The organism is Ruegeria sp. BF7, assembly GCF_056538605.1.
The window spans coordinates 19856-40593 of record NZ_JBQFTM010000010.1; the positions used below are offsets into that span (position 1 = coordinate 19856).

The 20738-nt window shown below is 59.2% G+C and carries 20 protein-coding genes; 6 read left to right on the forward strand and 14 right to left on the reverse strand.

Annotated elements, in window-relative coordinates; translation table 11 throughout:
* Positions 1–89 precede the first annotated feature (89 nt).
* The 8 genes from ACR0IK_RS17395 to ACR0IK_RS17430 form a co-directional block, all read right to left on the reverse strand.
* Positions 90–2543 carry a GcvT family protein gene (locus ACR0IK_RS17395; protein WP_480642466.1) on the reverse strand — a complete coding sequence of 818 codons (2454 nt, stop codon included), beginning with the start codon at positions 2541–2543 and terminating at the stop codon, positions 90–92.
* A gap of 89 nt (positions 2544–2632) precedes the next feature.
* Positions 2633–3598 (reverse strand): GlxA family transcriptional regulator, encoded by a 966-nt coding sequence (locus tag ACR0IK_RS17400; RefSeq protein ID WP_480642468.1) that lies wholly within the window; start codon positions 3596–3598, stop codon positions 2633–2635.
* Between the two features lie 10 nt (positions 3599–3608).
* Positions 3609–4502 (reverse strand): homocysteine S-methyltransferase family protein, encoded by an 894-nt coding sequence (locus ACR0IK_RS17405; RefSeq protein WP_480642469.1) that lies wholly within the window; start codon positions 4500–4502, stop codon positions 3609–3611.
* A gap of 13 nt (positions 4503–4515) precedes the next feature.
* Positions 4516–5568: a zinc-binding dehydrogenase gene (locus ACR0IK_RS17410; protein WP_480642471.1), complete on the reverse strand. Its 1053-nt coding sequence runs from the start codon at positions 5566–5568 to the stop codon at positions 4516–4518.
* A 12-nt stretch (positions 5569–5580) separates the two neighbouring features.
* Entirely contained in the window at positions 5581–6057 is a 477-nt protein-coding gene (locus ACR0IK_RS17415; RefSeq protein WP_480642472.1) for a cupin domain-containing protein, read from the reverse strand.
* 17 nt (positions 6058–6074) lie between these two features.
* Positions 6075–8522 (reverse strand): GcvT family protein, encoded by a 2448-nt coding sequence (locus tag ACR0IK_RS17420; protein ID WP_480642473.1) that lies wholly within the window; start codon positions 8520–8522, stop codon positions 6075–6077.
* 16 nt (positions 8523–8538) lie between these two features.
* A complete protein-coding gene (locus ACR0IK_RS17425) occupies positions 8539–8919 on the reverse strand; it encodes a GFA family protein (RefSeq protein ID WP_480642474.1) in 381 nt (126 codons plus the stop codon).
* A 77-nt stretch (positions 8920–8996) separates the two neighbouring features.
* Positions 8997–9566, reverse strand: a complete 570-nt coding sequence (locus ACR0IK_RS17430; RefSeq protein ID WP_480593990.1) for a helix-turn-helix domain-containing protein — start codon at positions 9564–9566, stop codon at positions 8997–8999.
* A gap of 56 nt (positions 9567–9622) precedes the next feature.
* Between ACR0IK_RS17430 and ACR0IK_RS17435 the strand changes: the two genes are divergently transcribed.
* Positions 9623–9958, forward strand: a complete 336-nt coding sequence (locus ACR0IK_RS17435) for a DUF1294 domain-containing protein (protein WP_480642475.1) — start codon at positions 9623–9625, stop codon at positions 9956–9958.
* Between the two features lie 52 nt (positions 9959–10010).
* Complete coding sequence (locus ACR0IK_RS17440) at positions 10011–10370, forward strand: hypothetical protein (protein ID WP_480642476.1); 360 nt, start codon at positions 10011–10013, stop codon at positions 10368–10370.
* On the opposite strand, the gene ACR0IK_RS17445 is transcribed toward ACR0IK_RS17440, so the two are convergent.
* Both ACR0IK_RS17445 and ACR0IK_RS17450 read right to left on the reverse strand, forming a co-directional pair.
* The gene (locus tag ACR0IK_RS17445; RefSeq protein ID WP_480642478.1) at positions 10367–10819 is read right to left on the reverse strand and encodes a GAF domain-containing protein; all 453 of its coding nucleotides are present in this window, start codon (positions 10817–10819) and stop codon (positions 10367–10369) included. The genes ACR0IK_RS17440 and ACR0IK_RS17445 overlap by 4 nt on opposite strands.
* Before the next feature lie 92 nt (positions 10820–10911).
* On the reverse strand, positions 10912–12084 hold the full coding sequence (locus ACR0IK_RS17450) for a thiolase family protein (RefSeq protein WP_480642479.1): 1173 nt from the start codon (positions 12082–12084) through the stop codon (positions 10912–10914).
* Positions 12085–12186: 102 nt separating this feature from the next.
* Between ACR0IK_RS17450 and ACR0IK_RS17455 the strand changes: the two genes are divergently transcribed.
* The 3 genes from ACR0IK_RS17455 (at position 12187) to ACR0IK_RS17465 (ending at position 14788) form a co-directional block, all read left to right on the forward strand.
* Positions 12187–12525, forward strand: a complete 339-nt coding sequence (locus ACR0IK_RS17455) for an STAS domain-containing protein (protein ID WP_480593997.1) — start codon at positions 12187–12189, stop codon at positions 12523–12525.
* Between the two features lie 26 nt (positions 12526–12551).
* Positions 12552–12998 carry an ATP-binding protein gene (locus ACR0IK_RS17460; RefSeq protein ID WP_480642480.1) on the forward strand — a complete coding sequence of 149 codons (447 nt, stop codon included), beginning with the start codon at positions 12552–12554 and terminating at the stop codon, positions 12996–12998.
* Between the two features lie 212 nt (positions 12999–13210).
* Complete coding sequence (locus tag ACR0IK_RS17465) at positions 13211–14788, forward strand: gamma-glutamyltransferase family protein (RefSeq protein WP_480642481.1); 1578 nt, start codon at positions 13211–13213, stop codon at positions 14786–14788.
* Positions 14789–14813: 25 nt separating this feature from the next.
* Here the strand turns inward: ACR0IK_RS17465 and hspQ are convergent, their stop codons facing one another.
* On the reverse strand, positions 14814–15140 hold the full coding sequence (hspQ, locus tag ACR0IK_RS17470) for a heat shock protein HspQ (RefSeq protein WP_170328114.1): 327 nt from the start codon (positions 15138–15140) through the stop codon (positions 14814–14816).
* A 264-nt stretch (positions 15141–15404) separates the two neighbouring features.
* On the opposite strand from hspQ, the gene ACR0IK_RS17475 reads away from it, so the two are divergent.
* Positions 15405–15986: a transglycosylase SLT domain-containing protein gene (locus ACR0IK_RS17475; protein WP_480594001.1), complete on the forward strand. Its 582-nt coding sequence runs from the start codon at positions 15405–15407 to the stop codon at positions 15984–15986.
* A gap of 12 nt (positions 15987–15998) precedes the next feature.
* Here the strand turns inward: ACR0IK_RS17475 and ACR0IK_RS17480 are convergent, their stop codons facing one another.
* Genes ACR0IK_RS17480 through ACR0IK_RS17490 form a run of 3 tightly spaced genes read right to left on the reverse strand, consistent with a single transcriptional unit; the run spans position 15999 to position 20734 of the window.
* Positions 15999–16601 carry a LolA family protein gene (locus tag ACR0IK_RS17480; protein WP_480642482.1) on the reverse strand — a complete coding sequence of 201 codons (603 nt, stop codon included), beginning with the start codon at positions 16599–16601 and terminating at the stop codon, positions 15999–16001.
* Positions 16602–16640: 39 nt separating this feature from the next.
* Positions 16641–19538: a DNA translocase FtsK gene (locus ACR0IK_RS17485; RefSeq protein WP_480642483.1), complete on the reverse strand. Its 2898-nt coding sequence runs from the start codon at positions 19536–19538 to the stop codon at positions 16641–16643.
* A gap of 14 nt (positions 19539–19552) precedes the next feature.
* On the reverse strand, positions 19553–20734 hold the full coding sequence (locus ACR0IK_RS17490) for an aminotransferase class I/II-fold pyridoxal phosphate-dependent enzyme (RefSeq protein ID WP_480642485.1): 1182 nt from the start codon (positions 20732–20734) through the stop codon (positions 19553–19555).
* Positions 20735–20738 lie beyond the last annotated feature (4 nt).

A 20738-nucleotide genomic window follows, 5' to 3' on the forward strand; every position in this document is an offset into this window, starting at 1 on the left:
GCAGGTCATCAGGAAATCTGATACGTCGCGACGCCCACCAGCACACCCCAAGAAAAAAGCCGGGGCGCCGCAGCGCCCCGACAGTTTGGTTATACTTTAACGCGTTCCGATTTCGGGTCGTACATCGGCTTCAGCGACGCCTCGGCTTTGACCTTCACACCGCAGACGTCGATTTCGTAGGTCGAGGCAAGCACATCCGCTGCCTTTTCACCTTCGCACGGTACGTAGCCCAGACCAATGGCAGCACCCAAAGTGTGGCCGTAGTTGCCCGAGCTCAGATAGCCCACATATTCACCATCACGGATGATCGGCTCATTGTGAAACAGCAGCGGCTCGGCATCGGTCAGTTTGAACTGCAACAGACGGTTCTTAGGACCACTTTCCTTGCGCGCAATCACCGCCTCGCGGCCGATGAAATCGCTGCCCTTGTCCACTTTGACCGCAAAGCCGAGCCCCGCATCCACGACGTGGTCTTCGCAGGTGATGTCGTGACCAAAGTGGCGGAAACCTTTCTCGATCCGGCAACTGTCCATCATGTGCATCCCACAGAGTTTCAGCCCCATGTCCTGCCCGGCTTCGTGCAGCGTCTCGAATACATGACCAGCCATATCGGACGAGACATAAACCTCCCACCCAAGCTCACCCACATAAGTCACGCGGTGCACGCGGGCGAGGCCCATACCGATCTCGATTTCCTGCGCAGTGCCGAAAGGATTGGTCGCGTTCGAGAAGTCGTTGGGCGAGACTTTCTCCAACAGCGCGCGTGCGTTCGGGCCCATCACCGCCAGAACCCCTTCGCCAGCGGTCACGTCGGTAAGGACCACATTGAAGTTGCCCACATGGCGCATCATCCAGGTCTGATCGGCCAGACGCGTCGCAGCCGGTGTCACCACCAGATATGAGGTCTCGGTCAGTCGGGTGACGGTCACATCAGATTCGATCCCGCCAGTGCGGTTGAGGAACTGGGTATAGACGATCTTGCCGTTGGGCACCGAATAATCGCCGCCGCCGATATAGTTCATGAACTTCTCGGCATCGGGTCCTTCGACGCGGATCTTGCCGAAAGACGACATGTCGTACATGCCGACATTTTCGCGCACAGCACGGTGTTCGGCCGCCGAGTTTTCGAACCAGTTCTGGCGCTTCCAGCTGTATTGGTATTCGCGCTCCTGCCCTTCATTTGCAAACCAGTTGGCGCGTTCCCAACCGGCGATTTCGCCCATGACAGCACCCTGTTCCAGCAGGTGATGGTGGAACGGTGTGCGGCGCACACCACGTGCGGTCGCCTTTTGCCGATAGGGGAAATGGTCCGCATAGAGCAGACCCAGCGTCTCTTTCGAGCGTTCAAACAGGTATTTCTTGTTGCCTTGGAACGGTTGCATCCGGCCGATGTCCACGTCACCCAAATCAAAGGGCTTCTCACCGCTGTCCATCCATTCGGCCAGCGCCATGCCCGCACCACCGGCGGACTGGATACCGATCGAGTTGAACCCCGCCGCGACCCAGACATTGTCCATCTCGGGTGCCAGACCCAGGTGATAGGCGTCGTCGGGGGTAAAGGACTCGGGGCCGTTGAAGAAGGTGTGAATGCCCGCCTCGGCCAGCATCGGCATCCGGTTACAGGCCGCTTCGAGGATCGGCTCAAAGTGGTCGAAATCTTCGGGTAGTTGGTCGAACTCAAAGGTGTCCGGAATACCACCCATACCCCAGGGTTTGGCATTAGGTTCAAACGCACCCAGAAGGATTTTGCCCGCGTCTTCCTTGTAGTATGCGCACTCATCCGGAACACGCAGAACCGGCAGCTGTGTCAGGCCGTCGATGCCTTCGGTCACAATATAAAAGTGTTCGCACGCATGCAGCGGGACATTCACGCCCGCCATGCGGCCGACCTCGTGACCCCACATCCCGGCGCAGTTCACCACCATGTCGCATTCTATGTGACCCGAGGCGCTGCCATCGTCAGCGACCCAATCTACACCGGTCACCTTGCGGCCCTGCTTGACGATATCGGTGACCTTCACACGTTCCTTTACGATGCCGCCACGCTGACGAGCACCTTTGGCAAGGGCCAGCGCAATGTTCGCCGGATCGCCCTGCCCGTCCAGCGGGAGATACACTGCGCCTTTGACGTCTTCGATGTTTAAATGCGGATACAGCTCGGCCACGCGCTCGTTCGAGATCTCTTCAACCTCAACCCCAAAGGCGCGGGCCATGGCGGCCTGACGATAGATCTCCTCCTTGCGCTCTTCGGTCAGGGCAACGGTAATCGAGCCGCAGCGCTTGAAGCCGGTAGCGACCCCTGTCTCTTCTTCCAAAGAGCCGTAGAGCTCCTGGCTGTACTTCGCCAGCTTGGTCATATTCGCCGTTGCACGGAGCTGTGCGATCAGACCAGCGGCATGCCATGTGGTGCCGCTGGTCAGCTGCTTGCGCTCCAGCAGGACAACGTCGCTCCAGCCCTTTTTGGTCAGGTGATACGCGACCGAGCATCCAATGACGCCGCCGCCGATGATGACCACTCGGGCCTTGCTGGGAAGATCAACCATCCTGAAATCTCCGCTGTGTCAGGTTTTGCGCAAAATGCCACGAAAGATCGACACTAAATGCACCAAAAACGTCACAGTATCAGCGATTTTCACCGATATGTTGCCGCCCGCTTTTCCCGTCGGACAACAAAGGGGGTGACGCCGAAAAAACTTTTGTAAACAGAAGAAAAACCGTTGGGAAACCCGCAGGCTAGACCGATTTCACGGACGCTCATGGTGGTGTTGAGCAACAGGTTATTGGCTTTGGCCAGCCGCATTTCGCGATAAAACCCGTTCGGCGTGGTGCCAAAGTAATTTTTGAATTTCCGCTCCAAAGACCGGTTCGACAGGTGCAGTGATTCGACAATCTGGTGGATCGGCAGCGGGTCTTCGATATTGGCCTGCATCAGTTTGATGCACAGATCCAGCTTGGCGTCGCCGGTTGCGGTCTGCTTGGCCCCGGAAAACGGCTGCATCGAGGCAAAGTCGCGGATATTTTCGTGCAGCATGATGTCGGCCACGGTCATCTTGGCCGGTCCCGAGATATGCCGGCCTATGACGGCTAACGCCACATCCGTCGTCGCCCCCATCCCGGCGCAGGTCACCACCGCGCCCTGTTCTGTCGCGATCGACAGCTTGGCCTCGAACCGGGCGCCGCGTTCGCGCAGGAACGAGGCATTTTCCCAATGCGTTGCCATGTCGTCTGTACCCTGTTCATCAATATAGCGGCTGGCGGCTTCGGCCAGCAAAAACACCTTGGCCCCGCGGAAGGTATAATCCGTCACCACGCGGCCCAGAGACAGGTCCGGGTGATCCGGGTTGGAATTGCCGATCACGAACAGGTAATTCGCCTCGGGTTGGGCCTGCACTGGTTCCGTTTGCACCACCGCATCGCTGCTGCTGGCAATCGGGCCGCCTTTCAGCGAACGATAGGTATAGGTGAACGGAGGGCTCGGACACACACGATTGGCCAGCCGCAGCACCTCGACCAATGAGGCCAGTTCCAGCAGCACGTATCCGGGCGCGACCAGAATATCGAAATGCAGCTGAGCTGAATTGCCCACCGGGTTCCGCATCCTTTGCGCCTCAGACGATTTGGTGACCAGCGGCACGCAGCCGGCTGGCCAGGGTTTCGATGTGATCCGGGCCAACCTCGCAGCAGCCGCCGACAATGGTCGCCCCGTGCGCAACCCATGCCATCGCATGATCGGCATAGGCCTCAGGCCCCAGATCGTGACGTTGCTCCAGCGCGTCTACGGTGGGCGCGTCTTCCAGGAATTTCTGAGTAATGCCGGTGAACCCGTTGGCATAGGCCCCGAACGGTCGACCCAGTTTTGCGATGACGTTCAGAGCTGCGGGAATGGCCTCGGGACGCGAGCAATTGATCAGCACGGCCTCGGGCGAAAACCGATCAACCAATGGCGCGACGTCGGACAGCAGCTCGCCCGAGCGCAGGCGTGAACCATTGTCGTCCATCACTGTCAGCGCCAACCAGACGGGCTTGCCGCCTTCCGCGGCGCCGCGCAAAGCACCTTCGGCTTCCTGAACCGAGGATACGGTTTCGATCAGGAAAAAGTCCACGCGATCCGCCATCAGCTTGGCCAATTCAGCAAACTTCTCGGCCGCCTCGGCCACATCAGGTTTCAGGTCAGGCCGGTACGAGGCCAGAAGCGGCCCAAGCGCCCCTGCAATGCGCCCGCCATTTGATCCCCGCGCCCGTTCGGCCTGTGTCAACGCCGCGTTGATCAGGTCGGCAAGCTGCACCTCCATCCCCTCCCGAACCAACCGAGACCGGTGCACGGCGTAGGTGTTCGTCGTGGCAACGGTGGCACCCCGGCGAAAATACTCGGTATGAACGTCCCCGACCAATTCGGGGTGGTCAATCATCACCCGGGTCGACCACAATGGCGTCGGCTGTTTCCCGCTGCGCTTGACCAGTTCCTGCCCGATTGAGCCATCCAGAAGAGTGATTTTCGCCATTACCCCAGCCTTTTCACGGAATCAGAACAAGTTTGCCCGGGAACGCCTTGGATTGGAAATCCGCCTGCGCCGCCGCAATGTCCTTTAGAGGATAAGTTCTTGAAATCAAGGGTCTGATCCGTCCGGCATTGATCATCTCTACCAACCTCCCGAACACATCAAAAGCTTGATGGGTGCAGCCGTGAATGGTGATGTCGCGTAGATAGATGTCACGCAGATCGGCCTGAACGATTGGCCCCGCAATTGCGCCCGACACGGCGTAATGCCCACCCGGTTTCAATGCCAGGATCAGGCCGGGCCACGCCGGACCACCCACAACGTCGATCACCACATCGAACATATCCGCAGGCAGCGTCGCGTCGCGGACAAAAGTCGCAACCGCGCCCTGCCCTTTGACCGCCGCGACCTTGGCCGCGCTGGTTACGCCCCAGACACTTGCCCCCCGCAGCGCCGCCAGTTGCACGGCGGCCAGACCGACACCACCGGACGCCCCTGTAATCAGAACCTTCTGACCCAAGGTTACACCCGCACGGGTCAGAAGGTTTTCGGCGGTGCCAAAGGCGCAGGGGATGGCGGCAATTTCGACATCCGACAAGGGAGAGGCGGTCACGTCATACAAATCATCCGCCTCAACAAGACAATATTGCGCAAATGCACCATCTATTTCGGAACCCAGAGCAATGAACCCGGTCGGACGCCCCGGCCGCGGGCGGGGCAGGTTGATCGGGCAGGTTACCCGCTGCCCCGGTTTGAACCTGGTTCCCGGCTCGGCTAGTTCGACGACGCCGCACAGGTCCCCGCCCTGAATGCGCGGAAACTGCAGCGCGCCGCCCCAGCCTCCGACCTCGACGTCCTGATCAACGGCATCAGTCGCGCCCGTCACATCAGCGGAATACCAGCCGACACGCGTGTTGATATCGGTGTTGTTCACCCCCGCGGCGAGAACCCGAACCAGCACCTGCCCCGGTCCGGGCTGGGGCAACGGTATATCCTCGCGCCAGTCCAGCGCCTCCGGCCCGCCGTGTTGGGTCAGATAAACGCCAGACATTGTATGGGGGAGTGTCATCTGATGCCGCCTTCAGGTCTGATCGTCCGGATGTGGCGGAACCGGACCCATCGGGATGATGTCATAGCGGGCGTTCAGAGCAGCCATCTTTGCCTCATCTGCGAAATCGGCCTGGCTCATTGCCGCAAGCTCTGCGAGGAAACCGTCAAACCCCGATGGTTGAAAGATCATCAGCATCCGCGCGGGTTTCCCTCCCGCCACGCGGCAGGCATGGGGCACCCCGGGCGGGACATGCATCGTGGTGCCTGCCGTGCACCGGTGCCAGTCGCCATCGACGTAGAAATCCACCTCACCTTCCAGAAAGTAGAAGGTCTCGGCATGGCTGTCGTGGCGATGAAGGCCAAGCGCGAAGCTGGCCTTCAGATTGTCTTCCATGAGCGTATAGGCACCACCTGAGGCCTGACCGGAGACCTTGACGAAGGTATGGTCGTTTTCCCAGTCATAGTTGGGGCCCTCACCGGGCCCCAGTTTGGAGTATCGCTTGCTCATGGCAGCTCCGTCCGGGGTTATGCGCGCAGCCGCTCGTTTGCCGGATCCCAGAGCGGTTGGTCCTCTTGTACCACAGCACGGTATTTCTGGCCGTAGATTTCCACCTCCAGCTCAGTGCCCGGGTTGGCGGCTTCGGTCTTGACCATGCCCAGCGCGATGGACTTTCCAACGCGATAGCCCCAGGCGCCCGAGGTGGTCTCGCCCACGATCTCGCCATTCTGCGAGATGCAGGACATGTAGGGTGCGTCGCAATCACCGGCCTCAACGGTCAGCGTGACAAAGGCTTTCTTAACACCCTGCTGCTTTTCGTTCTGGATCGCAGCCTTGCCGGGGAAGTCCTGCGGCTTGTCCAGTTTGACGAACCGTCCCAGACCACCTTCCAGCAGCGAGTAGTCACTCGACAGATCTCCCTTCCAGGTGCGGTAGCCCTTTTCGATCCGCAGCGCGTTCAGCGCATACATACCGAAGGGTGTCGCACCGGCGTCGAGGATCGCCTCGTAAATCGCGGGCATGTCCTCGTTCAGGGCGTGCACTTCCCAGCCCAGTTCACCGGCGAAGGACACACGGATCAGGAAGGCCGATTTACCAGCTACTATGGCCGCCTGATGGGTCAGCCAGCCGGTGGTCAGGTCCGCATCGGTCAGACCCGACAGGATCTCACGCGATTTCGGGCCGGTCACGATCAGGGTGTCGCGGGTGGTGGTGACGTCCTCGACGGAAACACTGGCGGGCATGACCTTTGTCAGGATATCACGATCATGCCACTGTGCGGTGGCGGCAGTGATCATCATGAACTCATCCTCACCCAGACGGACACAGGACATCTCGGTCAGGATGCGGCCCCGGTCATCAGAGATATAGACGAGGTTGATGCGGCCAACCTTGGGCAGACCACCGGTGATCAGGCCGCGCAGGGCCTCGGCCGCGCCTTCACCTTTGACCATGAAGCGCGAAAAGCCCGGCAGGTCGAGCACGCCGCAATTGTCGCGGACGGCCTCACACTCTTCCTTGATGCGCTGTTCCCACGGGCCGGACCGGCCCCATGTGTGGGTGGCTTCCTCGGAGGTGTTGTCGCCCGGCTTGGCGAACCAGTTGGCGCGTTCCCAACCGTTATACGCGCCCATGACACCGCCCAGTTCTTTGACCTTGGCATGGACCGGCGACAGCTTCTTGTCGCGCGCTGCAGGCCATTCGTGATGCGGGAAATGCATGGCGTATTCGTTGCCGTAGACCTCCATACCTTTCTGGTTGCAGTAATCCTGATCGGTATAGTCGGTGTAGCGGCGCGGATCGACCGCCCACATATCCCATTCAGTGTGGCCATCGACGATCCATTCGGCCAATACCTTGCCTGCGCCACCGCCTTGTGCAATGCCGAAGGTAAAGCTGTGCGCCTCGAACGCGTTTGTCACGCCCGGCATCGGGCCGATCAGCGGCAGACCATCCGGCGCGTAAGGGATCGGGCCATTGATGACGCGTCCAACGCCTGAGGTGGCCATCAGCGGCACCCGCTCCATCGCGTCGGTGATGATGTCTTCGATGCGGTCCAGATCGTCATTCCACAGCTGGAACGAGAAATCCTCGGGCATCGGATCGTTTTCGGTCATCCATTCACCCTTACAGTTGGGCTCGTAGGGGCCGAGGTTGAAGCCGTTCTTTTCCTGACGCAGGTAGTACGAGATATCCACGTCGCGCAGCAGCGGCAGCTTGCCGCCGTTTTCTTTCGACCAAGCCTCGACCTCGGGCACTTCGTCGGTCAGCAGGTATTGGTGGCTCATGACCATCGCGGGCACGGTGCGGCCGCCATATGGCTTGAACATCTCGCCCACGCGCTGCGCGTAGTAGCCGGCGGCATTCACCACATAGTCACAGGCGATGTCGCCTTTTTCGGTGTGAACGGTCCAAGTTCCGTCTTCGTGCTGGGTTACACCTGTGGCCGGGCAGAATCGGATGATCTTCTGCCCCATGTCGCGGGCACCTTTCGCCAGGGCCTGAGTCAGCTGCGCCGGGTCGATATCACCGTCAGTGGGGTCATACAGTACACCTTCAAGGTCATGGGTTTCCAGGAACGGATAGCGTTCCTTGGCCTGTTCCGGGGTCCACATTTCCATCGGAATGCCCTGATACTTGCCCATAGCCATGGCGTGTTCGAATTCCTGCATCCGCTCTTTGCTATGCGCCAGACGGATCGAGCCCGAAACGTGGTAGTTCATTGGGTAGTCAACCTCTTCGGCCAAACCCGAATACAGCTCGGTTGAATAGCGCTGCATGTTCATGATCGCCCAAGAATTCGAAAACGTGGGGACGTTACCCGCCGCGTGCCAGGTCGAGCCGGCTGTCAGTTCGTTCTTTTCCAGCAGAACGCAATCGGTCCAGCCCTTCTTGGCCAGATGATACAGGGACGAACAGCCAACGACGCCGCCGCCGATGATGACCACACGGGCCTTGGTTGGAAAATCGCTCATGTGTTTTGATCCTCTTTTACTGTGCCCGCCGGGGCAGATCGTCTGTGATGTCGTAGTAATCGCCCTTGTCGGCCACAAAGATGTGCCGGGCGAGGCTCAGTCCGGTGGGTTCGCTCAGGGCGCCCATGGAAATGGAAATCGTGTCCTCGTCATTGTGCTGCCAGAACAGGAAGGAACCGCAGGCGCTGCAAAAGCCGCGCCGCGCGGTGTCTGATGCCCGGAACCAACGCAGCGTGTCGCTGGCGGTAAAGCTGAGGTTGTCCTGATGGGTCGAGGTCGAGGCCCAGACATGGCCCGATTGCTTGCGGCATTGGCCGCAATGGCAGGCCGAGGGCGGTGACAGATTGCCGTCGATGGCAAACGAAACAGCGCGGCAAAGGCAGGAACCGGTATGCATGTGATTATCTCCTTGCTGCTGGCGCATGGATGAGCACCTGCCCAACCACACCAAAGTTGAATGCAGGACACGACATGTCAGTACACTGGCGGCGCGATGACCCAGATGGCCACTGCGGGCTCATCATAGGGATTGGCCCATTGATAAGGCTCGTTCTTAATGCGAAAACTGTCCCCCGGACCGACCGAAAATGCACGGCCCCCGATCATCAGATCCAAACGACCCGACACCAAATAGCCGACCTCTTGCGTTGGGCGATTTGCGGGCGTCTGCATCTTCGAGAATGGCTCGAACGTGGAATGCACCATTTCGAAGTCATCGGTCAGATCAGGTGAAAGCAGCTCTTCGATTAGCCCTTCCTCGCCCGAACCCATCGGGCGGCGCAACCCGGCACGCACGACATAACCCTGCTCGTCCACCGGCACCGAGGAATGCGCAAACAGCATCGACATCGGTACACCCAGGCATTCGGCGATCTGGCGCAGGTCCGAGATCGAAGGGTCGGACATGTCCCGCTCAACCTGGCTGAGCCATCCGACCGAGCGGTTCAGACGTTCGGCTATTTCGGTCAGCGTCAGCCCACGCGCCTTGCGAAGGGCGCGGATATCTGCGCCGAGCGTCGCGCTATGGGGGGCCTGAGTGTTCACGTGCCGCTCCGATTCTGGTGAAATTTTTCTCTCCTTTTTCACGATGACCCAGATTCGTGAAATTTCCAAGAGTTTTTTCATTTACACGTGAAAGCGTACCTGTTTATGCCAAGGCCATGTGGATTGCAGTGATCTATCTTTGGGCGATCAACGCCCTGACGCTATTGGCATTTGCGTGGGACAAGGCCCGCGCCCGGCGGCGCAAAGGCAGGGTTCCGGAACGTCGGTTGCTGTGGCTGGCCGCACTGGGCGGCAGCCCTGGTGCGGTTCTGGGCCGCTGGATTTTCAACCACAAAACCCGCAAACGCGGCTTTTCGATGCGGCTTCTTCTTATTGTCGGGATGCAGGTTGTCTGCGGCTTTTTTCTTGTGCAGTTTGCGCAGGCAAATTGATCAGAAAAGTGCTGTTCAAGCCAACGTACTGGGTGAATTTACGGGGTAGCCGATGGATCTTGTATTGCAGTCGACCAAGTACATGCTTTGGCTGAACGGAGCGATGATCGTCGGCGCGACTGGAATCGCCATTGGACACAATTCGCCCGAAGCCATTGCGGTATCCCTGCAGATTGGGCTGGTCATCTTGATCTTGCTGGCCTTTCGTGCCGGTCTCCGCAGAGAAAAGCGTTGGGTTGCCCTGTTATTTGCCGTGTTCTGCACAATTGACCTGTTTGGCGCGATTTCAGGCGGCATTTCGCTGCGGAACGCCATCAACCTCGTTGACGGTATCTTGTCGTTCGTCGCCATTTGCGGTGTCATCATTTGGCTGCGCGAGCGCAGCATCACAGCCTCACAATCAAAGGCCTAACAGGCAAAGACCTGCGCCAGAATGCGAGCCAGTTTGTCGGCATCTTCCTCGTCAAAAGCATCCGGCTGATCGCTATCAATGTCGAACACGGCAATAACTTCGCCCGATGCGTCGCGCACCGGCAGCACCAGTTCGGACCGGGTGGACGACGCGCAGGCGATGTGACCCGGAAACGCATCCACGTCCGGCACCAACTGCACCTCGCCGGTGCGGGCCGCCGCCCCACAGACGCCGCGATCAAAGGGGATGACCAGACAGCCGTGCCCGCCTTGATAGGGGCCGATCTTCAGCAGGCCCGGTTCAGTCACCCGGTAAAACCCGGTCCAGTCAAACCGGTCGTCGGCGTGATGCACCTCGCAGGTGATCGTTGCCATCAGGGCGACCTGATCCGTTTCGCCTGCTGTAAGGGCGGCGATGGTTTTGGCGAGCGTGTCGTAATCAACAGTCATGGTCAGTCTTATTCCGTATGGGGCGGGGGCACTGCCCCATCTTGAGCCAATGACTCAATTCACCCCCGGAATATTTTCAAAAGGATGCAGCGTCAAATTCGTTCGATGGCAACGGCGGTACCTTCTCCTCCGCCGATGCAAATGGCCGCAACACCGCGTTTGAGGTTCCGCTTTTCCAGTGCGTTCAGCAGCGTGACCATGATCCGCGCCCCCGACGCTCCGATCGGGTGGCCCAACGCACAAGCACCGCCATTCACGTTCACCTTATCGCGCGGCAGGCCCATCTCGTGCATGAAAGCCATGGGGACAACGGCGAAGGCTTCGTTGACTTCCCAAAGGTCCACATCATCATGGGACCAGCCGATGGTCGAGAGCAACTTTTGCGCTGCAGGAACCGGAGCCGTCGTGAAAAGGCCAGGTGCCTGCGCATGGCTGGCGTGACCAACGATCCGAGCACGCACCGTCAGGCCCTGCGCCTCGGCAGCGTCGGCCGAGGCCAGCACCAGCGCCGCCGCACCGTCAGAAATCGATGAGGAATTGGCAGCCGTCACCGTGCCGTTCTTGCGGAAGGCGGGTTTCAGCGTCGGGATTTTATCGGGCCGCGCAGATTGTGGTTGCTCGTCTGCGGCAAAGGTAACCTCACCCTTGCGGGTCCGGGTGGTCACAGGTGCAATCTCACCTTCAAACGCACCGCTTTCCTGCGCGGACAGGGCGTTGGACAGCGATTGCAGCGCGTACTCGTCCTGTGCCTCACGGGTGAATTGGAAAGATTCAGCACAGTCCTCGGCGAAGGTGCCCATCAGGCGGCCCTTGTCATAGGCGTCCTCGAGCCCGTCCAGAAACATGTGATCGACCACCTGACCATGCCCGATCCGCGCACCACCGCGCATCTTTGGCAACAAGTAGGGGGCGTTGGTCATGCTTTCCATCCCGCCTGCGATCATTGTATCCGCGTGACCCAGAGCGATCTGGTCAAAGGCCATCATGGCAGCTTTCATCCCCGATCCGCACATCTTGTTCAGCGTCGTCGCGGGCACCTCTTCACCCAGACCCGCCGCGAATCCGGCCTGGCGCGCTGGCGCCTGACCCTGACCGGCGGGCAGAACGCAGCCCATCAACACCTCATCCACCGTATCAGCACCCGCCCCTTGCAGCGCGGCTCGGATGGCGGTTCCGCCCAGCTCGGCGGCGGGCACACCGTCGAACATTCCCTGAAACCCTCCCATGGGTGTGCGCGCGGCCCCGGCGATAACAACCTGTTTCATCGGCGTGTTCCTCCTGTTTTTCCATCCGATGGATACCGAATGGTAAGATTTGCCGTCTAGCGTATTTCTACCAGCGATTTTCAGATAAAAGGACCGTCGCGCATGGCCCTGACCAGCACAACAACCGACGAAACCCAGATTATCAAAGTACATTCAGACCGAATTGATGCGGCCATGGCTATCCAGTTCAAGGAAGACATGCGCAACGAGGCCGAAGGCGGCACCACACGGGTGGTGCTGGACCTAAGCAGCGTTGAGTTCATCGATTCAAGCGGGCTGGGCGCCATTGTCGCCTCGATGAAGCAGCTGGGCAACGACCGCAGGCTGGATCTGGCCGGGCTGCATCCCTTTGTCGAAAAGGTGTTTCGACTGACCCGGATGGACACGGTCTTCAAACTTTACCCGACGCTGGATGACGCCTTGTCGGCCACCGCCAGCTGACCCTCCTGACCATCTGAATAGGCCCAATGCCCATGTGTAACGGCAAGTGTTTGGATCTGAGCTTTGCAGCGACCGAGTCTGAGGCCAGCGCCGGTATTGCGCAGCTCAGCAGATGCCTTGCGACACAGGGGTTGCCGCAGCAAAAGGCGGGTGACGTGAAGATTGCTCTGGCCGAAGCGATCAACAATGTTGTGGAACACGCCTATGCCGATGTGACGCCCGCAAAGGTCAAGGTGCGATGCCGCCTGCATCGGAACTGGCTCGATATCGTGATCTCCGACACCGGCAACCCCCTGCCCGGGTTTCGGGTACCAGACGGGGTTCCGGCACCGTTGGGATCAACCGTCGATGAACTGCCCGAAGGAGGGTTCGGTTGGTACCTGATCCACGAATTGACCAGCGATATCCGATATGTACGCTCCGATGGCTGCAACCGGCTATCGCTGCGGTTTGACTTTCCCGATCCCGCCTGACGGCAAGAAAACGTCACAATAAGGCCCAGATCGAACCATTGTAGCGCCGCAAACAACGGGCAAAAAGATACCTGTAGCTCAGATAGCTTCCCTCGGCGTCAAGTGTCACAGCCCCCACCCAGTGAACGGCGCCGAGGAACTTCTCCCCCATGTGACTGGACAACCTCTGACCGCGCGATATCTTCGGCGCGTTCAAAGCGGGGAAACGCACCATGCGGGATTTTCACACTCCGGGCCGGTCCGAAGTTCTGGCGACCGAAGGAATGTGCGCCACGTCGCACCCTCTGGCCGCGAAAGTGGCCGTGGATGTTCTTGCACAGGGCGGAAACGCGATGGATGCGGCCATTGCCGGAGCGGTCCTGCTGGGCATTTGCGAACCTCAAATGACCGGGTTGGGGGGCGACTGTTTTGTCCTATACAACCGGGCCGGAGAGGATGATGTTCGCGCCCTGAACGGTTCAGGCCGTGCGCCTACCGCAACCGATGCAGAGAAACTGCGAGCGCAAGGATTGACTGCGGTACCCCTGAATACCCCGGACGCTGTAACCATCCCCGGCGCTGTAGATGCGTTCTGCCACTTGGCGGAAACTGAGGGCAAGCTGGGGCTGGATGTCATCCTGCAACCCGCCATTCACTATGCCGAGACAGGTGTGCCGGTTGCGCCAAGGGTTGCTTTTGACTGGGCGGTCGGGGCGGCCACCCTGCAAGGGGCGGCGCGGGCGCATTATCTGATCGATGACAAGGCACCAGGGATTGGGCAGGTTTTCCAATCCCCCGGTCAGGCCGAGGTCCTGCGCCGGATTGCCCGGAACGGGCGGGACGCATTTTATTCCGGCGACATTGCCGAGGATATGCTCGCCGTGCTGGCCCAACGGGGTGGTACCCATACGGTTGAGGATTTTCTTGCCAATGCCTGTACCGAAACCCAACCTGTCAGCGGCTTGTATAACGGGCTGGAACTGGTCGAGCACCCGCCCAATGGTCAGGGCGCCACTGCAATTTTGCTGCTGAACATACTCAAGAATTTCGACCTCGCCAGCCTCGACCCATTCGGGGCCGAACGTCTGCATATCGAAGCTGAAGCCTCAAAACTGGCCTATGACGCCCGCAACCGGTTTATTGCCGATCCCGATCACACAATGCACGCGGATCGATTTCTGGATCAGGACGTAGCCGATAGGCTGGCCGCGCTGATCGACCCAAAGCGCGCAATGCCTGCTGCGGCCCCGCTGACCGAAGCCATTCACAAAGACACCGTCTATATCACAGTGGTGGACCGAGACAGGATGGCGGTCTCGTTGATCTATTCCATCTTCCACAGCTTCGGCTCGGGGATCGCATCCGAAAAATATGGCATTCTGCTGCAAAACCGCGGGGCTGGCTTTACACTGCAAGCAGGTCACCCCAATGAGTTGAGCGGCGGCAAACGCCCTATGCACACCATCATTCCCGGGATTCTGAAACAAAATGGCCGGATTCTGATGCCGTTTGGAGTGATGGGCGGCGCCTACCAGCCCACCGGTCACGCCCGGTTCATGTCAAACCTGACCGACCACGAACTGGCCATGCAAACCAGCATCGATGCGCCGCGTGCTTTTGCGCACAACGGTGTGTTGAAGCTGGAACGCGATATTTCGCCCAAAGTGGCTCAACAATTGTGTGAATTGGGCCACACTGTTGAGGTACCGGAAACGCCGCTGGGCGGAGCACAAGCCATTCGAATCTGTGAAAATGGTGTTCTGATGGGCGCAAGTGACCCGCGGAAAGACGGTTGCGCGCTCGGGTATTGACCGGCGAACGCGCTGCCAAAGGGCCTCAGTTCAGATGGAAATGAAGCGGATAGGACCCGTTTTCGAACGGACCGAACATGTCGGGGATATCCGGGTGCTCAACCGGTTCGCCGGACTGGTCCGCAACCAGATTTTGTTCTGAAACATAAGCAACATAGAAGGATTGGTCGTTTTCCGCCAACAGGTGATAAAACGGCTGATCCTTGATTGGGCGGCTGTCTTCGGGAATGGCCTGATACCACTCTTCGGTATTCGAAAACTCTGCATCCACGTCAAAAATCACCCCGCGGAAGGGATGTTTCTTGTGACGGACCACCTGACCCAGGCGGTACTTGGCATGTGTCTTCAGCATTGTTTCTGCCCCCATTGAACTTACTACCTGTTTCCGGGCTGAAAAGCCAATCATTGATCCGAAATCAAAGGAAACAGTCTGTGAACCACTTGCTGACAGTGCGCTAAATTGCGGCCCGATTCTTTCTGTTGGCCGACGGGGATCATGACCACAATATTTCTGTCCGCAGGCGCATTACATCTAATTCGAGCTAACGTTCCGCAACGATTGTGATTTCCTAAAAGTTCAATCTGCGCTAGAATAAAAGAAAAAGGCACGAGGCACATGAGCAGAATTCTTATCGTACTCTTCGGGGTGCTGTTTCTGGCATCCTGTGGGGGTGGCTCTAAACAGCCGCCCAGCAAACTGAATGACGCGTGCAGCATTGCGCGCGAACGGCCCGAATTCATGAAGGCCTTCAAAAGCACCGAACGGAAATGGGGCGTCCCGGTCCATGTACAGATGGCGACGATCTATCAGGAAAGCCGCTATAAGCACGATGCCCGCACACCGCACCAATACGTTCTGGGTGTGATCCCAATGGGTCGCCAAAGCAGCGCCTATGGATTCAGCCAGGCACTGGACGGAACCTGGGAGCAATACCAAAAAGAAACTGGGAAACGCCGTGCCAAGCGGGATCGCATCCGCGATGCGTCGGATTTCATCGGCTGGTACATGAACAAAAGCTACGAGCGGAACGGCATTCACCCCAGCGACACGCGCAACCAGTACCTTGCTTATCACGAGGGCCATACCGGTTACGCCCGCGGCAGCCATTACAGCAAGACCTGGCTGTTGAACGTCGCCAATGACGTGGATGCGCGCGCCAAGCTTTATCAGGCGCAACTGTCCGGTTGCCGTTATTGACAGGCTAGCGGGTCAGCGATTGCCTGACCCGCTTCTTTTCGATTTCGAGAACAGATCGCGGCTCAGGCTTTTGCCCGTATCCAGTTGCCCCAGCAGAACGGTTGTCTGGGTGCCTGCGTTGTCATGTATGACCCATTTGCGCAGCTCGATCGGATTATCTGTGAACATAAGTTCGATTCGACCGGACTCGGGGTTTTTCGGGTCCTGAGCGGTCACGACTGTGGCCGTGCCGTCGAAATCATGAGCCACGACCATATTTGCCTGACCCAGATTCACGTTCCGCGCCAGAACCAGTGACAAAGGCGTGCGCTTCAGCGGGTATTGCTCGGGCGGCTGGTTCGACTTCGGGTCAAAAATCTGCACCGTACCCGTGTTGGCCAGAACAACCGCGCTGTTAGGCGGATCATATTCGAACCGCATCTTGCCGGGCCGCTGCAACCACAGCTTGCCGGTGCTCAGCGAGCCATCGTCGTTGACCTGTGTGAATGTGGTCTGAACAGTTTTCAGGCCGTTCAGATAGTTGGAAATCTGCGACAGCGGCAGTTTATCGGCCGCCCAGGCGGCAGGTGCGGCCAGGGTAAGGGCAAGGGTAAGGGCAAAAGCGATCTGTTTCATGCGTCACAGATATGCGCTCTGCCCTTGTTATTAAATATCCTACTGCTCGGGGACGAGGATTTCCCGCTTACCGACGTGATTTGCCGCCGAAACAACGCCTTCGTCTTCCATCTGCTCAACCAAACGCGCGGCCTTATTGTAGCCGATGGCAAGTTTCCGCTGGATGTATGAGGTCGAGCATTTGCGATCCTTGATCACAATCGCCACCGCTTGATCATAGAGCGCATCCTCACCATTGGTGTTGCCACCAGTGTTTAGCCCCAGAACCGCGTCGATATTGTCGGCCTTTTCTTCGGCCGGGCCATCGACGACACCACTCATGTAATCCGGCGGACCGAACTGTTTCAGGTGGTTGACGATTTCTTCGACCTCTTCATCCGACACAAACGGCCCGTGGCAACGGGTAATCTTGGCACCGCCTGCCATATACAGCATATCACCTTGCCCCAGCAGTTGCTCGGCACCCATTTCTCCCAGAATAGTGCGGCTGTCGACTTTCGAGGTCACCTGGAACGAAATCCGGGTCGGGAAGTTCGCCTTGATCGTACCGGTGATCACATCGACCGAGGGGCGCTGCGTGGCCATGATCAGGTGAATGCCCGAAGCCCGCGCCATCTGCGCCAGACGCTGAATGCAGGCTTCGATTTCTTTGCCCGCGACCATCATCAGGTCGGCCATCTCATCGACGATGACAACGATGTACGGCATCGCCTCGGGGGCGAATTCCTCGGTCTCGAACACCGGCTCGCCGGTTTCATCGTCAAATCCGGTCTGGACCGTGCGGCTGAACATCTCGCCCTTGGAGAGCGCATCCTTAACGCGGCCGTTGTAGCCGGCGATGTTGCGGACGCCCATCTTGGACATCTTGCGATAGCGGTCCTCCATCTCGCCCACGACCCATTTCAGGGCCACAACCGCCTTTTTCGGGTCAGTCACAACGGGCGACAGCAGATGCGGGATGCCATCATAGACAGACAGTTCCAACATCTTTGGGTCGATCATGATCAGTCGGCATTCGTCCGGTGTCAGCTTGTACAACAGCGACAGGATCATCGTGTTGATCGCCACCGACTTACCGGAACCGGTGGTCCCCGCGATCAGAAGGTGAGGCATCTTGGCCAGGTTCGCCACAACGGATTCGCCGCCGATATCCTTACCCAGCGCCAGAGGCAGCGCGTGGTTTCCGTCGCCAAAGTCACGGCTGGCGAGGATCTCGCGCAGAACCACCATTTCACGGTTCTCATTCGGCAATTCGATCCCAATCACGGACCGCCCGGGCAGGGTCGAAACCCGCGCCGACAGGGCAGACATCGACCGGGCGATATCGTCGGCCAGACCGATCACACGGCTGGCTTTCAGACCCGGGGCTGGTTCCAGTTCGTACATGGTAACGACCGGGCCCGGGCGTACGCTGACGATCTCCCCCTTTACGCCGTAATCATCCAGAACGTTTTCCAGCATCCGCGCGTTTTCTTCCAATGCCTCATCACTGAGGTGATGGCGCTGAATGCTGGCCGGGTTTGACAAAAGACCCAACGGTGGCAGTTCGAAATCGGAATGCCTGTCCTCAAAAGACAGCGCAGGCTGCGCCTCGGCCCGTGCGCGGCGCGACGGCGGCGGGGTGCGGCGTACGGGTTGCGCCACCACCGGCTTGCGCGGCTCTGCCACCGGGATTTTCATAGCCGGGCGCGGCTGCGGTGCGGATTCGGGAGCATCTTCGAACACGGCCTCGTCTTCAAAATCCTGCTCGGGCGCGAAATCCTCATGCAGCGGTTCCTGCTGCCATTCGGGCACGGGGTCGGCTGTCAGCATCGGCTCGGGAGGCAGACCGGCCAACGTTATCGGCGGTTCAGGTGGCAATTCTTCCCCGCCTCGGGTGTTCAGGATCAACGGGTCCGGACCACGGCCCCGCCCCTTGGTCAGCGGCAGGTTCGGATCATGCTCGGGTGCCATCTCGCCAGCGGCGACTTTGCGGTTACGCACGGCGGCGGAGATTTTCGATCGAATTCGATCCTCGCCCGGCATCTCGTCAAAGCCCACAACGGGCTCGGGATCGACCAGCTCAGGTTCAGGCATCGGATCGGGGCGGCGGATCAGGCTGGGCATCCGCGCCAACAGGCCCAGCTTGGCAGGCTCGGGCTCATCAAATTCAGGTTCTTCGAAGATCGGATCGGCATAGGCCGATTCATCATCAAACACCGCTTCGGCGGCCTCAGTGCGGGCAACCTTGCGTTCCTCCCACTGGGCGCGCCGATCGCGGGCAGCGTGCGCTGTGGCCGTGGCCCCACGGCCCAGCAGGTTCATCAGCATGTCGTAAGACATCACCAAACCCAGCAGGAAGCCGCGGAATCCTTTGCGTACATCTGCCCTGGTGAAACCCAGAACAAAAACACCCAACGCCAGCATCCCGGCGGCCATCGCCAGCGACATTAGCTTGACCATGAAATGCGAGGAGATCGGCAGCAAAGTCAGCAACGCCCCCATTACGGTATCACCAAACAGGCCACCCAGACCAAAACTATGGGTCGCGCGCCAGGCCTCACCCGGCACCAGCGTTGCAGCGTAAACCGAAACAATGGCAATCCAGATCGGAGCGAAGATCAGACGTGCGACCGCACGTTCTTCACCGAAATGCCCGGCAAAACGCACGCCCCAACCGATCAGCACCAGCGCGATGCTCCAGCTGCCCCAGCCGACAATCATGAACAACGGTGCAGCGATCGAGGCCCCAATCCGACCCAACCAGTTCTGCACCGGCGCATCGGTCGACACCATCCAGTTCGGATCATCCGGCGTGTAGGACCAGATCATCGCTGCGGCACCAAGCCCCAACAGGATCAGGGCGATCCCAATCAACTCCTTGCTGCGCCGCTCAATCGCGGCCTGAGTCGTGCTGTCCAACAATGGATCGCGGTTGCGCGCGTTCAATGATGCCATTTTGCCCTCGTACCTCACGAATAGATGCAGTCGCGGAGCTTGATCAGCCCTTGCTGCAACTCTGTTTTTGGGGCCACCAAAGCGACCCGGATAAATTGCTCGCCCGGGTTTTGCCCCGGATCACCTTGAGAAAGATATGCGCCCGGCAGCACCCGGACACCGGTCTGCTGCCACAGCTTCAATGCAGTTTCTTCACCGTTTTCGACCGGAAGCCACAGGAAGAACCCGGCCTCGGGCGGCATATACCCCTGAATGCCCGCGAACACCTGATCGGCAATCGCGTATTTTTCCTGATACAGCGCGCGGTTTTCAGCGACATGCTCTTCGTCCGCCCAGACCCGAGCTGCAGCGGCCTGCAACGGCAACGGCAGCGGTGCCCCCGCATAATTGCGCAACTGCTTGACCTGTTTAATCGACTCCGGGCCGCCAGCGATCAGACCTGATCGCAATCCGGCCAGATTCGAACGTTTCGACAGCGAATTAAACAACGTAACCCGCTCGGGGTCGGCACCCAGTTCCTGCGCCACAGTCAGCGCGCCCGTGGGCGCCTCATTGCGGTAAATCTCGGAATAACATTCGTCGGCGAAAATGCGGAAATCGTATTTCTCTGCCAGTTGGATCAGCTCAACCCAATAGTCACGCGAAGCCACAGCCCCCTGCGGGTTTGCAGGCGAACAGATATAGGCCGCGACAGTTCGGTTCAGAACATCCTCGGGCAGTCCCGCATAGTCTGGCAGATGGTCCGTGGCTGCTGTGGCGGGCACAAAAACCGGCTCGGCCCGGACCGAGATCGAAGCGACCATATAGACCTGGTAAAACGGGTTTGGGCACAGGACTACCGGTTTTTGGCCGTTTTTTTCCTCGGGGCACAGCGCCATAGCGGCGTTATACAGGCCCTCGCGCGTACCGTTCAGGGCCATCACGTTGGTGTCTGGGTCCATCTGCACGCCATAACGGCGGCTGATCCAGTCGGTGATTGCACCCCGCAGCTCGGGCGAGCCTTCATTCGGCGGATAGCCCTGAAAACCGGCGGCGTTTTCCATGATCACATCCGTCACCCAAGCCGGAAAGTCATGCATCGGCGCGCCGATGGTCATGTGAATCACCTCTCCGCCCGGCTGGTGGTGGTCCAACAGGGTGCGCAGACGCGGGAATGCGTATTCCGGTAGGTTCGAAAACCGCTCGGGGAAATTCATAACT

Bases quoted from the DNA above. Each gene is read 5' to 3' on its own strand.
- ACR0IK_RS17395 (WP_480642466.1), bottom strand. From the start codon at position 2,543: ATGGTTGATCTTCCCAGCAAGGCCCGAGTGGTCATCATCGGCGGCGGC.
- ACR0IK_RS17400 (WP_480642468.1), bottom strand. From the start codon at position 3,598: ATGCGGAACCCGGTGGGCAATTCAGCTCAGCTGCATTTCGATATTCTG.
- ACR0IK_RS17405 (WP_480642469.1), bottom strand. From the start codon at position 4,502: ATGGCGAAAATCACTCTTCTGGATGGCTCAATCGGGCAGGAACTGGTC.
- ACR0IK_RS17410 (WP_480642471.1), bottom strand. From the start codon at position 5,568: ATGACACTCCCCCATACAATGTCTGGCGTTTATCTGACCCAACACGGC.
- ACR0IK_RS17415 (WP_480642472.1), bottom strand. From the start codon at position 6,057: ATGAGCAAGCGATACTCCAAACTGGGGCCCGGTGAGGGCCCCAACTAT.
- ACR0IK_RS17420 (WP_480642473.1), bottom strand. From the start codon at position 8,522: ATGAGCGATTTTCCAACCAAGGCCCGTGTGGTCATCATCGGCGGCGGC.
- ACR0IK_RS17425 (WP_480642474.1), bottom strand. From the start codon at position 8,919: ATGCATACCGGTTCCTGCCTTTGCCGCGCTGTTTCGTTTGCCATCGAC.
- ACR0IK_RS17440 (WP_480642476.1), top strand. From the start codon at position 10,011: ATGGATCTTGTATTGCAGTCGACCAAGTACATGCTTTGGCTGAACGGA.
- ACR0IK_RS17445 (WP_480642478.1), bottom strand. From the start codon at position 10,819: ATGACTGTTGATTACGACACGCTCGCCAAAACCATCGCCGCCCTTACA.
- ACR0IK_RS17450 (WP_480642479.1), bottom strand. From the start codon at position 12,084: ATGAAACAGGTTGTTATCGCCGGGGCCGCGCGCACACCCATGGGAGGG.
- ACR0IK_RS17455 (WP_480593997.1), top strand. From the start codon at position 12,187: ATGGCCCTGACCAGCACAACAACCGACGAAACCCAGATTATCAAAGTA.
- ACR0IK_RS17460 (WP_480642480.1), top strand. From the start codon at position 12,552: ATGCCCATGTGTAACGGCAAGTGTTTGGATCTGAGCTTTGCAGCGACC.
- ACR0IK_RS17465 (WP_480642481.1), top strand. From the start codon at position 13,211: ATGCGGGATTTTCACACTCCGGGCCGGTCCGAAGTTCTGGCGACCGAA.
- hspQ (WP_170328114.1), bottom strand. From the start codon at position 15,140: ATGCTGAAGACACATGCCAAGTACCGCCTGGGTCAGGTGGTCCGTCAC.
- ACR0IK_RS17475 (WP_480594001.1), top strand. From the start codon at position 15,405: ATGAGCAGAATTCTTATCGTACTCTTCGGGGTGCTGTTTCTGGCATCC.
- ACR0IK_RS17480 (WP_480642482.1), bottom strand. From the start codon at position 16,601: ATGAAACAGATCGCTTTTGCCCTTACCCTTGCCCTTACCCTGGCCGCA.
- ACR0IK_RS17485 (WP_480642483.1), bottom strand. From the start codon at position 19,538: ATGGCATCATTGAACGCGCGCAACCGCGATCCATTGTTGGACAGCACG.
- ACR0IK_RS17490 (WP_480642485.1), bottom strand. From the start codon at position 20,734: ATGAATTTCCCCGAGCGGTTTTCGAACCTACCGGAATACGCATTCCCG.